Annotated in this window: 10 protein-coding genes and 3 rRNA genes; 3 read left to right on the forward strand and 10 right to left on the reverse strand. The window is 58.7% G+C overall.

The window, feature by feature from the left end; translation table 11 throughout:
* Positions 1–102 precede the first annotated feature (102 nt).
* The 6 genes from rrf to KBP54_RS10440 all read right to left on the reverse strand — a co-directional run bounded on the left by rrf (position 103) and on the right by KBP54_RS10440 (position 8,169).
* Positions 103–221, reverse strand: a 5S ribosomal RNA gene (gene rrf, locus KBP54_RS10415).
* A gap of 164 nt (positions 222–385) precedes the next feature.
* Positions 386–3,465, reverse strand: a 23S ribosomal RNA gene (locus KBP54_RS10420).
* Positions 3,466–3,901: 436 nt separating this feature from the next.
* Positions 3,902–5,418 (reverse strand): 16S ribosomal RNA (locus tag KBP54_RS10425).
* The 16S, 23S and 5S rRNA genes sit together here, the layout of an rRNA operon.
* A 610-nt stretch (positions 5,419–6,028) precedes the next feature.
* Positions 6,029–7,045 carry a hypothetical protein gene (locus KBP54_RS10430; protein WP_070361737.1) on the reverse strand — a complete coding sequence of 339 codons (1,017 nt, stop codon included), beginning with the start codon at positions 7,043–7,045 and terminating at the stop codon, positions 6,029–6,031.
* Positions 7,046–7,795 (reverse strand): ATP-binding cassette domain-containing protein, encoded by a 750-nt coding sequence (locus tag KBP54_RS10435; protein ID WP_070361736.1) that lies wholly within the window; start codon positions 7,793–7,795, stop codon positions 7,046–7,048. It abuts the gene before it with no gap.
* Positions 7,792–8,169, reverse strand: coding sequence for a GntR family transcriptional regulator (locus KBP54_RS10440; RefSeq protein WP_070361735.1), 378 nt, complete (start codon positions 8,167–8,169; stop codon positions 7,792–7,794). The genes KBP54_RS10435 and KBP54_RS10440 overlap by 4 nt, the downstream gene beginning before the upstream one ends.
* Positions 8,170–8,347: 178 nt before the next feature.
* On the opposite strand from KBP54_RS10440, the gene KBP54_RS10445 reads away from it, so the two are divergent.
* A complete protein-coding gene (locus KBP54_RS10445; protein ID WP_070361734.1) occupies positions 8,348–9,592 on the forward strand; it encodes an NYN domain-containing protein in 1,245 nt (414 codons plus the stop codon).
* Between the two features lie 182 nt (positions 9,593–9,774).
* Here the strand turns inward: KBP54_RS10445 and KBP54_RS10450 are convergent, their stop codons facing one another.
* Both KBP54_RS10450 and trxA read right to left on the reverse strand, forming a co-directional pair.
* Positions 9,775–10,506, reverse strand: coding sequence for a PspA/IM30 family protein (locus KBP54_RS10450; RefSeq protein WP_070361733.1), 732 nt, complete (start codon positions 10,504–10,506; stop codon positions 9,775–9,777).
* Positions 10,506–10,880 (reverse strand): thioredoxin, encoded by a 375-nt coding sequence (gene trxA / locus KBP54_RS10455; protein WP_070361732.1) that lies wholly within the window; start codon positions 10,878–10,880, stop codon positions 10,506–10,508. The genes KBP54_RS10450 and trxA overlap by 1 nt, the downstream gene beginning before the upstream one ends.
* Positions 10,881–10,973: 93 nt before the next feature.
* Between trxA and KBP54_RS10460 the strand changes: the two genes are divergently transcribed.
* Both KBP54_RS10460 and KBP54_RS10465 read left to right on the forward strand, forming a co-directional pair.
* Positions 10,974–11,174 carry a heavy-metal-associated domain-containing protein gene (locus KBP54_RS10460; protein ID WP_070361731.1) on the forward strand — a complete coding sequence of 67 codons (201 nt, stop codon included), beginning with the start codon at positions 10,974–10,976 and terminating at the stop codon, positions 11,172–11,174.
* Positions 11,174–13,363, forward strand: coding sequence for a heavy metal translocating P-type ATPase (locus KBP54_RS10465; protein ID WP_070361730.1), 2,190 nt, complete (start codon positions 11,174–11,176; stop codon positions 13,361–13,363). Before KBP54_RS10460 ends, KBP54_RS10465 begins: the two co-directional genes overlap by 1 nt.
* On the opposite strand, the gene KBP54_RS10470 is transcribed toward KBP54_RS10465, so the two are convergent.
* Both KBP54_RS10470 and dnaB read right to left on the reverse strand, forming a co-directional pair.
* Positions 13,353–13,547: a hypothetical protein gene (locus KBP54_RS10470; protein ID WP_070361729.1), complete on the reverse strand. Its 195-nt coding sequence runs from the start codon at positions 13,545–13,547 to the stop codon at positions 13,353–13,355. The genes KBP54_RS10465 and KBP54_RS10470 overlap by 11 nt on opposite strands.
* Before the next feature lie 129 nt (positions 13,548–13,676).
* Positions 13,677–15,149, reverse strand: a complete 1,473-nt coding sequence (gene dnaB, locus KBP54_RS10475) for a replicative DNA helicase (protein ID WP_070361728.1) — start codon at positions 15,147–15,149, stop codon at positions 13,677–13,679.
* Between the last annotated feature and the right edge of the window lie 234 nt (positions 15,150–15,383).

Consider the following 15,383-nt stretch of genomic DNA (forward strand, 5'->3'; position numbering starts at 1 on the left):
CCCCACACCCGAGCCACACCACACCCCCACCAAAACAAAAAAGTGTGGTGAGTATGTGCCACAACAACACACACTCACCACACACAAGAAAATGAAGTTATAGGCCGGCGGTAACCTACTCTCCCACACCCTCCCAGGTGCAGTACCATCAGCGCGGGCGGGCTTAGCTAACCGGGTTCGGAAAGGGACCGGGCGTTTCCCCGCCGCCATCAACCACCGACACGTTACACAACGTGCCAACACAATACTGTTGATAACAACGACAATATTCAAATAATCAGCACAGGCATGTTATGCCAGACACTGCACAGTGGACGCAAACACTCTTTTTCTTCTCGCGGAAGAACACTCAAAACTCTTGACCATAAACAATGCACACCATGTGTTTTGTTTTAGTCTCGGTGTAATTAGTACCAGTCACCTTACACACCTCACAGTGCTACCAGATCCGGCCTATCAACCCCATCATCTCTAGGGAACCTCAAACGAAACCTCATCTCAAAACAGGCTTCCCGCTTAGATGCTTTCAGCGGTTATCCCTCCCGTACGTAGCCAACCAGCCCTGCTCCTGGCGGAACAACTGGCACACCAGAGGTACGTCCGTCCCGGTCCTCTCGTACTAGGGACAGCCTTCTTCAAGTTTCAACGCGCGCGGCGGATAGAGACCGAACTGTCTCACGACGTTCTGAACCCAGCTCGCGTGCCGCTTTAATGGGCGAACAGCCCAACCCTTGGGACCTACTCCAGCCCCAGGATGCGACGAGCCGACATCGAGGTGCCAAACCATCCCGTCGATATGGACTCTTGGGGAAGATCAGCCTGTTATCCCCGGGGTACCTTTTATCCGTTGAGCGACACCACATCCACAAGTAGGTGCCGGATCACTAGTCCCGACTTTCGTCCCTGCTCGACTTGTAAGTCTCACAGTCAAGCTCCCTTGTGCACTTACACTCACCACCTGATTGCCAACCAGGCTGAGGGAACCTTTGGGCGCCTCCGTTACATTTTGGGAGGCAACCGCCCCAGTTAAACTACCCACCAGGCACTGTCCCCAACCCAGATCATGGGCCAAGGTTAGACATCCACTACGGTCAGAGTGGTATTTCAACAACGACTCCACAATCACTAGCGTGACCACTTCACAGTCTCCCACCTATCCTACACAAACCGCACCGAATACCAATACCAAGCTATAGTGAAGGTCCCGGGGTCTTTTCGTCCTGCCGCGCGAAACGAGCATCTTTACTCGTACTGCAATTTCACCGGGCCTGTGGTTGAGACAGCAGGGGAGTCGTTACGCCATTCGTGCAGGTCGGAACTTACCCGACAAGGAATTTCGCTACCTTAGGATGGTTATAGTTACCACCGCCGTTTACTGGGGCTTAAATTCTCCGCTTCGGACATGAGTCCTAACAGGTCCTCTTAACCTTCCAGCACCGGGCAGGCGTCAGTCCGTATACATCAACTTAACCGTCTTCGCACGGACCTGTGTTTTTGATAAACAGTCGCTCCCCTCTATTCTCTGCGACCCCCACCAGCAACACACCGAAAAAGGTATGCAACCAGCAAGGGCCCCCCTTCTCCCGAAGTTACGGGGGCAATTTGCCGAATTCCTTAACCACAGTTCACCCGACCGCTTTAGTATTCTCTACCTGACCACCTGTGTCGGTTTCGGGTACGGGCCATACACACACATCGCTAGAGGCTTTTCTCGACAGCAAAGGATCACCACCATCACCCACAATTGGGCTACGCATCACGCCTCACACAAAATATCGACCGCATTTCACAAGTCGACGTGCCACACGCTTACACCAAGTAATCCAACACTTGGCGCGGCTACCTGACTGCGTCACCCCATCACTGAACTACCACGGATCAGGCCCCACGCATCACCAACAACCACACACCACAAGTGGTGCGCATGTTGCCAGTTCAGGGTGGTTAGTATCACCGCTTCACTCTTTGTCGCATGCATACGGGTACGGGAATATCAACCCGTTGACCATCGACTACGCCTGTCGGCCTCGCCTTAGGACCCGACTCACCCTGGGAAGACGAACTTGACCCAGGAACCCTTAGTCATCCAGCGGATACGATTCTCACGTATCTCTCGTTACTCATGCCTGCATTCTCACTCGCACACAGTCCACCACCCCTTACAGTATGGCTTCACCCCATGCACGACGCTCCCCTACCCATAGTAAAAACTATGCCGCGGCTTCGGCGGTGTACTTGAGCCCCACTACATTGTCGGCGCAGAACCACTCGACCAGTGAGCTATTACGCACTCTTTCAAGGATGGCTGCTTCTAAGCCAACCTCCTGGCTGTCTTCGCGATCCCACATCCTTTTCCACTTAGTACACCCTTAGGGGCCTTAACCGGCGATCTGGGCTGTTTCCCTCTCGACTATGAAGCTTATCCCCCACAGTCTCACTGCTATAGAACACTTAACCGGCATTCGGAGTTTGGCTGATGTTGCTAAGATGATAGTCCCGCTCAACCAACCAGTAGCTCTACCTCCGGCAAACTACTATAACGCTGCACCTAAATGCATTTCGGGGAGAACCAGCTATCACGGAGTTTGATTGGCCTTTCACCCCTACCCACAACTCATCCCCTCAGTTTTCAACCTAAGTGGGTTCGCGCCTCCACAACCTCTTACAGCTGCTTCACACTGGCCATGGGTAGATCACCCCGCTTCGGGTCCAGGACATGCCACTTACAACACCCAATTAGGATTCGCTTTCGCTACGACTACCCCACACGGGTTAACCTCGCGACATGCCGCTGACTCGCAGGCTCATTCTTCAAAAGGCACGCCATCACACACACGCGGTGCTCTGACGGATTGTAAGCGCACGGTTTCAGGAACTCTTTCACTCCCCTCCCGGGGTACTTTTCACCATTCCCTCACGGTACTTATTCACTATCGGTCACACTTAGTATTTAGGCTTACCGGGTGGTCCCGGCAGATTCACAGCAGATTCCACGAGCCCACTGCTACTCGGGCAAACAATCACCACAACACGACACGCCTTCACGTACAGGGGCTCTCACCCTCTCCGGCACACCATCCCAGGTGACTTCCGCTAACACGCCGCATCATAGGGGTACATGGCAGCATACCCACAATCATCGCCCACAACACCACACGCGCAACCCCTGCCAGGTATCACACACGCATGGTTTAGCCTCATCCACGTTCGCTCGCCACTACTAGCAGAATCACAATTGTTTTCTTCTCCTACGGGTACTGAGATGTTTCACTTCCCCGCGTAACCCCCACACAGACTATACATTCATCTGCAGGTAACACTCCATAACAAGTGCCAGGTTTCCCCATTCGGACATCCTCGGATCAACGCTTTGTTGGCAACTCCCCGAGGCATAACGCAGCCTCACACGTCCTTCATCGGCTAAGCATGCCAAGGCATCCACCGTACGCCCTTGTAACAAAACAAAAACACACAACAAACAAACAACAAACAACCACCACACACAAACAGCGCACAATGATCATCTATTGTCAGGCAAACTTACAATCAAAAAATTCTTCCACAAGAATAAAGATGCTCGCGTCCACTATACAGTTCTCACACAACACACCCCACACACCAACCACCAACCAAACCAGTCAATGATCAACACGCGGAATCATTCAAGACAACACAACTGCTGCCTCAGACACCCAACAGTGCACCAACACACAATAATTATTACTTCTTTTGATTACAAAAACCCGGCCACACTGCAACCACAACCACAACCACCACACGAATGCATGACAGTCTGTAGCTGGTGTGTCTCCACCCGGAAACAACAATTGGCAGCCACACCCACGGTGACTCAACCAACAAACAAGCCCACAACTGTGAGCCACAATAAAAAACTCCTTAGAAAGGAGGTGATCCAGCCGCACCTTCCGGTACGGCTACCTTGTTACGACTTCGTCCCAATCGCCGATCCCACCTTCGACAGCTCCCATGACAGGCCACTGGCTTCGGGTGTTACCAACTTTCATGACGTGACGGGCGGTGTGTACAAGGCCCGGGAACGTATTCACCGCAGCGTTGCTGATCTGCGATTACTAGCGACTCCGACTTCATGGGGTCGAGTTGCAGACCCCAATCCGAACTAAGGCCGGCTTTGTGCGATTAGCATCCCCTCACAAGGTAGCAAACGCGCTGTACCGACCATTGTAGCATGTGTGAAGCCCTGGACATAAGGGGCATGATGATTTGACGTCATCCCCACCTTCCTCCGAGTTAACCCCGGCAGTCTCTCATGAGTCCCCACCATTACGTGCTGGCAACATAAGACAAGGGTTGCGCTCGTTGCGGGACTTAACCCAACATCTCACGACACGAGCTGACGACAACCATGCACCACCTGTATAGCGACCACAAGGGAAACCACATCTCTGCGGCGATCCGCTACATGTCAAGCCCAGGTAAGGTTCTTCGCGTTGCATCGAATTAATCCACATGCTCCGCCGCTTGTGCGGGCCCCCGTCAATTCCTTTGAGTTTTAGCCTTGCGGCCGTACTCCCCAGGCGGGGCGCTTAATGCGTTAGCTACGGCACAAATCCCGTGGAAGGGACTCACACCTAGCGCCCACCGTTTACGGCATGGACTACCAGGGTATCTAATCCTGTTCGCTACCCATGCTTTCGCTCCTCAGCGTCAGTTACTGCCCAGAGACCTGCCTTCGCCATCGGTGTTCCTCCTGATATCTGCGCATTTCACCGCTACACCAGGAATTCCAGTCTCCCCTACAGCACTCAAGTTATGCCCGTATCGCCTGCAGTCCCACAGTTAAGCTGTGGACTTACACAAACGACGCGACAAACCACCTACGAGCTCTTTACGCCCAGTAATTCCGGACAACGCTCGCACCCTACGTATTACCGCGGCTGCTGGCACGTAGTTAGCCGGTGCTTCTTCTCCAGGTACCGTCACAAAAAAGCTTCGTCCCTAGCGAAAGGAGTTTACAACCCGAAGGCCTTCATCCCCCACGCGGCGTCGCTGCATCAGGCTTGCGCCCATTGTGCAATATTCCCCACTGCTGCCTCCCGTAGGAGTCTGGGCCGTATCTCAGTCCCAATGTGGCCGTACACCCTCTCAGGCCGGCTACCCGTCGACGCCTTGGTAGGCCATTACCCCACCAACAAGCTGATAGGCCGCGAGCTCATCCCATACCGCAAAAGCTTTCCACAACAATATCCAAAAAGTTGTCCTATCCGGTATTAGACCCAGTTTCCCAAGCTTATCCCGAAGTACAGGGCAGATCACCCACGTGTTACTCACCCGTTCGCCACTCGAGTACCAGTGCAAGCACTGGCCTTTCCGTTCGACTTGCATGTGTTAAGCACGCCGCCAGCGTTCATCCTGAGCCAGGATCAAACTCTCCACAAAAACTATTTCAGAAAGAAACAAGGCCGTGAAAAGCCCAAAACCTAACCAAAAACAAACCAACCACCAACAACAGTCAGTGTCTGGCAAAATCCTAAAATTACAAAAACTGTAAAGTACAAACAAAACTGGTCCCAACCCGACGGGGCAAAACAGGACCAGTCACAACCACATCAACCAATAAAGTCAACGCGACCATGCATCTGCACCACACCAGTGACACCCAATCATAGGTTCAAGCATCACCGCCGGCACACACCAAGACATGGCACACAGCACGCAACCAAAAGTCAATGCAATCAAAAAAATAAAAAGTACATTGGCACACTATCGAGTTCTCAAACAACAACCGCACACCCAAACACACCACAAAACACAGTGGCGCATTCAAAGCGACGAAGATTGACACTAACAAAACATTCTCAACAACGCAAACACGCGCCGCATCACAGAACCTATTTCATTATGTCGGCCAGCGGTAGTTTTCCTAACCGCCATCTCACCATCCAACCCTCTCAAGAGTCTGTCTGGCGGGGCGTTGTCGGTCTCGCTGACTCACATAAAGTTACACACACACCAACAACAACACAAATCGCCAGTTCAGACAGCATTTTCACAACTTCATATCAGGGTTCTTTTGGGCTCCGTTTACACGTCCCGCGACGTACAGCGTGAGCGTCGCGAGTGCCACCAGCAATGCGCATCCAACTACTGGCAGCGTCCAGGCCAAGGGCTCTGGGTCGCGGATGAACTGCCAGAGGATCATGACGGCCATGAACGTCACTAGCTGGTTGCGCCCCCATGCCAACGGCATCGCAAGTCCGGTGAGGACCAAGATGAACGTCGCCCAGACAGGTGCGGTGGTGAGGGTGTGGGCGTCGAAAAGTGTGGGAAGGGAACGCAGCGCTACGTAGATCCCGGCGGACACCACCACTGCACCCAGCCCATGCAAACCCCACGTGCGCCGGGGGATTCCGTACGCGCGTGCGGTCGTCGGCGAACTTGCGCCCCACGAGTAGATTGCTGCGAAGGAGCCAAAAAGGAACAGGTCAGGGATGGTTGCGATAAACGGGCCCCACTCTTTGTCGATGAACGATTGCACCGCGAGCTGCACGGCGACCGAGCCGAGGCCAAAGGCGGCGGCCAGGAGGAGCGGTTGCTTCCAAAAGAGCTGGAACGTCAGCGGCTGGTCCAAGCGCAGCCCCATGATGGCCGATCCCCTCTCGGGAGAGTTGAGTTCTTCGCCGGTGGTGGCGTCGTTACTTGCGTATAGGGCGAGCCACCCGGTGACCAGCGCGATGGCGAGTAACCCGTACAGCGAAGGACTCACGATCAGCGTCGGCACGCAAAGAACGACCCAGACCGCGAGGGCGGCGCGGCGCTTGTACGCGAGGGCGCGCTTGCGGTTCATCCCGTAGGAGCGAAAAACGTTCGATTCGGGGATAAGGGTCATATAGAGGAGGAGCGAGGACATCGTCGCGGCTGTGATGACCAGCGGAATACTGCCCAGCCAGTCGGCAAAGATGGTGGCAGCGCCCATGAACAGGCCGAAGAGCGTTAGCAGGAAGCGCCATTTCGAGCCCGCGAGTATTTGCGCGCGGAAGAAACCGGGGCGAACAAAGGTCTGCATTTAGCTCACCTCCAGGAGGTGCTCGATGACATCGCCAAAGTCGACAGGTCGCAGGGGATTGTGCAGGCCGAGGCGCTCGGCGTGGGCGTCGGCATCATCGGCGGTCACGTGCGCGCTGACCTTGCCGTCGCGGCCCAGCACCAGGGCGCTGCTCAGAATTTTCGACGCCTCTTCGATATGGTGCGTGGCCATCACGAACGTGCGTCCGTCCTCGGCCACGTCGAGGAGGTGGCGATAGAACACGTTGGTGTTGTGGACGTCGAGGCCGACGTAGGGTTCGTCGAGAAGCGTGAGCTCGGCGCCAGAGGCGATGCCGACAATGTTGCCGACCATCGCGCGCTGGCCGCGCGACATCTTGCTGTACGTGGTGCCGAGCGCCTCGTCGAGGTCGAAGTCGTCGATGAGGCGGCGCGCGAGCCCATCGTCCCAGTTCGGGTACCGCAGCTGCGCGCCCTTGAGAATGTCCTTGCCGCTCCAGCTCGCCGGGTAGCCGACGTCGACGCCGGTGAGCGCGACGCGGTCCATCACCGCTGCGTTATCGAACGGAGCCAGGCCGAACACCTCGACGGCGCCGCCGGAGGATTTCAGTTGGCCGGCGACAATCTGCAACAACGTCGACTTACCGACGCCATTTCGCCCCAACAGCCCGTGGATGCCGCCAGACGGCAGGTCGAAGGACACCCCGTTGAGGACGTGCTTCTTACCAAAGTGCTTCTCTAGCCCATCGGCGCGGATAATCATGGCGTTCATTGATACATTCCTCTACTTTCTGCTACTCGATGTACAAGGTCGATCAAGTCGTCGCGGCTCAGGCCGACGCGGACGGCTTCGTCGATAAGAGGGGCGACGAACGTACCCGGGAACGCTTCCCGGCGGGTTTCCAGGATCCGTTCGCGCGCGTCCGGGGTGACGAACATCCCGAGGCCGCGGCGCTTCTCGAGGACCTGGGCGTCGACAAGTAAACCGAGGCCCTTGCGCGCTGTCGCGGGGTTGATGTTGTGGAAGGCTGCGAGCTCGTTTGTCGACGGTGCCCGCTCGCCCGACTTCAGTGTCCCGTCGACGATGAGGTCCTCCACCAACTTCGCGATCTGCACGAAGAGTGGCTCTGAATCTCCAACCACCATTCCTCCCTTCGAGCTCGTTGGTTAGTTACTGCACTAACTAACTATAGAACTGTGGTCAGGTAGCTCGCAAGGACCCCTACGAAATTTCTTGAACTACTAGCATGAGTAGGCACACAAACATATGTAGCCTTGTGATGAAAAGAATTTAACGACAATAAAGAATCGGAATTTAGGAGCCATGCTTGAACGCACACTGGTGTTCGTCGACACTTCTTACCTACTGGCGAGCTTTTACAACTCATGGGAAATCGGCGCGCGAGCACAATTAGAAATCGACTTACCCGAGGTAGTCGCCAACCTCGGAGTCATGATCAGCCACCAACTCCACCAACCCATCCACCGTCAAATGTGGTACGACGGCATCCCCGACTCCGGACCCCACCGCTACCAGCGCGCCCTGCGCTCCTGCGACGGGGTCCAACTCCGCACCGGGCAACTCATCGAATGGGGTGAACGACGCACACAGAAAGGCGTCGACACCCGACTCGTCGCAGACCTGGTGATCAACGCTACGCGTGGCCAATTCAGCGACTTCGTCCTGGTCTCCGGCGACGCCGACATGATCCCCGGCGTCGAAGAAGCCACCAACAACGGCGTCCGCGTCCACCTCTACGGATTCGGCTGGGACTCCATGTCCTCCGCCCTCCGCCACGCCTGCGACACCACCACCATCCTCGACCCACGCGAAGACTTCGCAGACTCCATGCAGCTCCGCGTCCTCGAAGGGCCCCTCCCACCCAGCATCCGGGAGCGCCCGATCGCCGACGCCGAACCCGTCGAAGACAACCAGGGCCCCACTGAAGTACCCGGCCTGGGACCCGATCCACTCACTGCGCCGGAGGAGCCTGCCGCTGAGGAGCCTGCTTCGGACCAGCCGGTCGATCCACCGGCCGCGGAAACCCCAGTTACCCCGGCGACCCCATCGCCTGCCGATATGCCGAAGCCCGGCCCAAAGCCTGGCCCGGTACCCACGGAACCACCGGCACCGGCCAAGCCGACAGAACCTGCAACACCTGCCGAGGACCCGAAGCCGGAAACCATCTCCGACGAGGACACCGACGATGTACCGGCCCCCAAGCCGGCACCGAAGCCGTCGATGATGGCGCCGCGCCGCAAGCTCCGCTCGCGCTACGTGCCACTGCCAGAAGAAGTCTGGACGTCCTCCGGCTTCCAAACCCCCTACGACGTGGGACAACAGTACGCAGCCTGGTGGTTCGAGAACGCTGCCTCCAGCGAGCAGCGCGACAAGGCCCACATGCTTTCCGGTGGCGGTCTGCCACCGGAGATCGATAGGCCACTGCTCCAGTTCGCCTGCGAAACCCTGCACGAATACACCCTGACGGAAACCCAGCGCGTCAACCTTCGCGACGGCTTCCACTCCGGCATCCGGGGCGTACTCATCAATATTCGCCGCGAAAGCTAACACACTTTCGAGACAGCAAGGCCCCTGTCCGACACATTCAGGTCGGGCAGGGGCGTTCTTTTTGCGTTGTGCGCTGCGGTTTTTCTAAATGTGAGCAACAGGATTGTAGTAATCCCCATTTCGAACGCATTTTCGGGGAATACTACAATCCTGTTACTACAGTTTGCGGCGCTGAGGTTTTCCTAGTCCTCGCTGGACTCGATTTCCTTCGGAGCCTCGGATGAGGAGGACTTGCCGCCGGAAAGCTCAGCACGGATCTGATCCAGGCGGGCGCTGGCGGCAACATCGCTGCCAGCGGACTCGATTTCGGTCATCCGGTCGGTCATCGAGGACTTGGCCAGCTCCTGTTCGCCGAGTGCCTGGGCGTAGCGGCGCTCGATCTTGTCGCGGACGCCGTCGAGGGTCGGGACGTTGTCGTCGCCGCCGAACTGGTTGAGGGAGTCCATGGTCTTGGTGGTCTGCTCTTGCATCTTCGCCTGGTCAAGCTGGGATTCCAGCTGGGAGACCTGGGCGAGCTGCTCCTGCAGGCGCGCCTCGGATTCCTTCTGCTTCGCCTGAGCTTCCTGCGCGGCTTGCTCGGCGGAGGCGTAGGCCTGCTTGGTTTGCTCGAGTTCCTGCTCGACGGACACCAGCTGGGTGGCGATGACCTCGGCGGCGGAGTCGTCGTTCATTTGGAGGGCGGTCTTAGTCTTCGCCTCGAGGTCCTGCTGGGACTTCAGCAGGCGATCCAGTTTCATGCTGAGCTGGTTGCGGTTGCCAATGATGGCGGCTGCGTGCTCAGTGATTTCTTGGTGCTGCTTCTTGGCGGCGGCGACGGCCTGCTGGATTTGCACCTTCGGGTCGGCGTTTTCGTCGATCTTGGTGTCGAAGGACTGCATCAGGTACTTCCAGCCCTTCACGAATGGGTTTGCCATTACTGTCCCTCCTGCGCGTTTTGGGCCTCGACCTGGCGGCGGACCTCGTCCATGTCGAGTGCCTTGACTTGCTCGACAAGGTCGTTGAATGCGGACTCCGGTAGGGCGCCGGCTTCGCGGTAGACCATGATTCCGTCACGGAACGCCATGAGCGTCGGGATCGCCTGGATATCCAGGGCGACCGCTACTTGCTGGTATTCCTCGGTGTTGAGCTTCGCAAAGGTCACATCCGGGTGCTTCTCGGAGACCTTTTCGTAAACAGGCGCGAACTGGCGGCAGGGGCCGCACCAGGACGCCCAGCAGTCGACGATGACAATGCCCTCTCCGAGAACGGTTTCCTGGAATGTTTCCTCAGTGAGGTCGGTTGTGGCCATTAGGTAGCTCCTTTTCGTTTTTTGCTAGTTTGGCAGCTATTAATGCAACACTAACAAGTGCGGGGCGATTCCCGCAGGAAGGAAGGAAATAACATGGCAACGCAAACATTCCAGGTTGAGGGTATGAGCTGCGGGCATTGCGAGCTCAGCATCCAGGAAGAGGTCGGGGAAATCCCGGGCGTGACCTCGGTGAAGGCTGATCACACAACCGGCGAGGTTGTGGTTGAGGGTGCAGAGGTGAGCAGGGAGGACGTCGATAAGGCGGTTGAGGAAGCGGGGTTCAAGCTACTCTAATGTCGACTGCACAGATAGAACTCGGCGTTTCGGGCATGACGTGTACGTCGTGCTCGTCGCGGGTGCAGCGGAAGCTGAACAAGATGGAGGGGGTCGAGGCGTCGGTGAACTTTTCGACGGAAACCGCCACCGTCGAGTACGATCCGGCGCTCGCTGACCCTGATTCGTTGATCAAGACGATCCGGAACGCGGGCTACGATGCGTTCACATTCACCGACGCCGACGAGCCGCTTGCCGACGCCCCCTCCGAACCCGAGCGCGACACCCTCCTGTGGACCATCGTGTGGTCCGCTGCGGTATCGCTGCCGGTGATGCTGGTGTCGATGATTCCGGCGTTACAGTTCACGTACTGGCAGTGGGCGGCGTTTGCTGCCACGACCCTGGTGTATTTCTCGGCAGGGTCGCTGTTCCACCGCAATGCCCTGTTGAACTTGCGTCACGGCAGCATGACCATGGATACGCTGATTTCCATGGGCACCACGGCCGCCTACGGGTGGTCGATCTATGCACTGTTCTTCGGCAACGCGGGCGAACCGGGCATGAGAATGCACATGAGCCTGACGCCGAACTCTGCCGGGATGGACGAGGTCTATCTGGAGACGGTGTGCGTCGTCATCACGTTCTTGCTGCTTGGGCGCTGGTTCGAGAACCGCGCGAAGGGGCGCAGCTCCGAGGCGTTACGCAACTTGCTGCACATGGGCGCGAAGGACGCGACTGTGCTGCGCGACGGCGTGGAAACGCGCGTGCCGATCGCCGACGTGAAGGTCGGCGACACGTTCGTGGTGCGCCCAGGCGAGAAGGTCGCGACGGACGGCACGGTGGTCGAGGGACGCTCGGCGATCGACGCCTCAATGCTCACCGGCGAGTCTGTTCCTGTCGACGTCAAGGAAGGCGACGACGTCACGGGCGCGACCCTGAACACGCACGGGCGCCTCCTTGTACGGGCGACGCGCGTTGGTTCGGACACGACGCTGGCGCAGATGGGCCAACTGGTCAAGGACGCGCAGGCAGGCAAGGCGCCGGTAGAGCGGCTGGTGGACAGGATCGCGCAGATCTTCGTCCCGACCGTGATCGCTATCTCGGCGGTTTCCCTGGTAGCGCACCTGCTGTTGGGCTATAGCGTGGCCGCTGCGTTTACGGCGGCGGTGGCGGTGCTCATCATCGCGTGCCCGTGCGCGCTCGGCCTGGCGACCCCGACCGCCATCCTGGTGGGCACCGGGCGCGGCGCCGAACTGGGCCTGCTGATCCGCGGCCCGGAGATTCTGGAGTCCACCCGCCAGGTGGACACCATCGTGATGGACAAGACCGGCACCGTCACCACCGGCGAAATGACCGTGGTTGACGCGAATGGCAGCAACGACGCCCTCGCACTCGCCGCCGCGGTGGAGGCGCATTCGGAGCACCCGATTGCCCGCGCCATCGCCGCCCACGTGCAGGACGCTCCCAGCGCCGCCGTCACCGACTTCCGCAACGAGCCAGGCATCGGCGCCAGCGCGACCGTCGACGGTACACACGTCCGGGTCGGCAGACCGACCGTTGAGCTTGGCGAATTCCGGGAGACCTTTGAGTCCATGGAGGCGACGGGCGCGACCGTAGTCGCTGTCGAGGTCGACGGCGTGCTCACGGGAGTGATCGCGGTGCGCGACGCCGTGAAGGAAGATTCCCGGGTGGGCGTCGAGAAGCTGAAGGAGCTGGGGCTCGAGCCGCACCTGCTCACGGGCGACAACCGCGCGACCGCGCTCGCCGTGGCGAAGGAAGTGGGTATCGACGCCGCCAACGTCACCGCCGGCGTACTCCCCGCCGACAAAGTCGAACTGGTGCGCAGCCTGCAGGACGCGGGCAAACGCGTGGCGATGATCGGTGACGGCGTGAACGACGCCGCAGCGCTCGCGCAGGCCGACCTCGGCATGGCGATGGGCGCCGGTACCGACGTGGCCATCGAAGCCTCCGACATCACCCTGATGAATAACTCGCTGGTCAGCGCCGCCGACGGCATCCGCCTGTCGCGCGCGACGCTGCGCACCATCAAAGGCAACCTGTTCTGGGCCTTTGCGTACAACGTGGTGCTCATCCCCGTGGCAGCCATCGGGCTGCTCAACCCCCTGCTCGCAGGCATAGCGATGGCATTTTCATCCGTGTTCGTGGTGACGAACTCGCTGCGGCTACGCCGCTTCCGCGCTACGCGCTAAACAGGCCGCGGAGGCGGTGCAGGACACCGCTCGGCTGGGAGGTGGCGGCCAGCTCGTCGATGCTGCGGGGGAGGTTCAGCAGCATCGTCGAATCCTGGTTCTTCGCGACGGTAATACGTTCCTCTAATTGGGCCACCGTGTGGGCGCACGCGGACGGTGCGTCGTGCATCATTCGGACAGACATTGTGACTTTTCCTTCGTTCGTAACTGTGTTAGGCCACAATGCTAGCCAGAAACGCGCAGCGTGTCATGCATGGCGAGCCAACCCTAAGCAAGGACAGCCTTGGCTGTCCACCCCCGGACGGGTGCAGGATTAGCCGTGCGCCATGTTCACGAAGCGCGAGTAGTGCAGCTGGTGCGCAACCGGAATCGTGTCGATTGGTCCACCGCGGTGCTTCGCCACGATGATGTCGGCTTCGCCGGCGCGCTCGTCGTCGCGGTCCTGCGAGTCCGGGCGGTAGAGCAGGAAGACCATATCCGCGTCCTGCTCCAGGGAGCCGGATTCGCGGAGGTCAGCGAGCTGCGGTTTCTTGTCCGTGCGGGCCTCGGGGCCACGGTTGAGCTGCGAAATCGCGATCACTGGTACCTCGAGCTCCTTCGCCAACAGCTTCAAGTTACGAGAGAACTCCGAGACCTCCTGCTGACGCGACTCCACACGCTTGCCGGAGCTCATCAGCTGCAGGTAGTCCAGCACGATCAGGTCGAGGCCCTGCTGCTGCTTCAACCGGCGCGCCTTAGAGCGGATCTCCATCATGGTGAGGTTGGGGGAGTCGTCGATAAAGAGTGGGGCGTCCTGGATCTCCTCGAGCCGACGGGTGAGCTTCTCCCAGTCCTGCTCCCCCATCTGCCCCGAGCGCATCGAGGACAGCTTGATCTCTGTTTCGGCCGAAAGCATGCGCATGATGATTTCGGACGCGCTCATTTCGAGCGAGAAAATCACTGAGGTCTTGCCCTGCTGGATCGAGCAGGAGCGCATGAAGTCGAGCGCCAGCGTCGACTTACCGACGCCCGGGCGCGCCGCGATGATGATCATCTGGCCTGCGTGCAGACCGTTGGTGAGCTTGTCCAGGTCAATAAAGCCGGTGGGCACGCCCTGCTCCAGGCCACCGCCCTGCGCGATGGCCGCGAGCTCGTCGACGGTGTCCTGCAGCAGGTCGCCGAGCACCTTGTAGTCCTCGCCGGCGTTCTTGCGGGAGATCTGGAAGAGTTCCTGCTGAGCGCGGTCCACGACGGCGTCGATCTCCATGCCGTCTTCACCCTCATAGCCGAGCTGCACCACGTGCGTACCGGCGTTGACCAGCTGGCGGAGGATCGACTTCTCCTCGACAATCTCCGCGTAGTAGCGGGCGTTGGCGGCCGTCGGCACCTCGGAGATCAGCGTGTGCAAGTAAGGAGCGCCGCCGACACGCTCAAGCTCGTTGTTGCGGTCCAGCTGGCCTGCGACGACCACCGCGTCAATGTCGGATCCGTGCGAGTACAGGTCCGTGATGGTCTTGTACACCAGCTGGTTCGCCGGGAAGTAAAAGTCCTCCGGGCGCAACGCGTCCGAAACGTCAGTGATGACGTCCTGGTTGAGCAGCATGGCGCCAAGCACGGAACGCTCCGCGCGCTCGTCGTGCGGGGGCTGGCGGTACTCCTTCAGGTCCTTGCGGCCCCGGTTAAAGTTCGACGACCCACCGTCCCACTGGCGTGGCTCCGGTGGCGCCGAGGACTCTGGAGGCTCCGGTGGTGGAACGTAGTCGTCGTCAAAATCGTCGAAGCTCGCGGCACTCGAGTTCTCAGCCATGCAGCACCCTTTACCCTTTCGTGTTGCACAACAGCGTACCGGATTCCCCAGACATTCACGTACCGCCAGTTGAGTTATCCACAGGGGCTGTGAATAGTTTTCCATTGTGCCTGGGATCTATCCACAGGGGGTGTGCACAACTTGTGGAGAGTGTGTGGAAAAGCTATCGATAGCGCGCGCTACAGCGACCTCTTCGCAGGTCACACCACTTTTATTCAAGACGGTACCCATTGG

This window comes from Corynebacterium pseudogenitalium, assembly GCF_024453815.1.
Lineage (GTDB): Bacteria > Actinomycetota > Actinomycetes > Mycobacteriales > Mycobacteriaceae > Corynebacterium > Corynebacterium pseudogenitalium.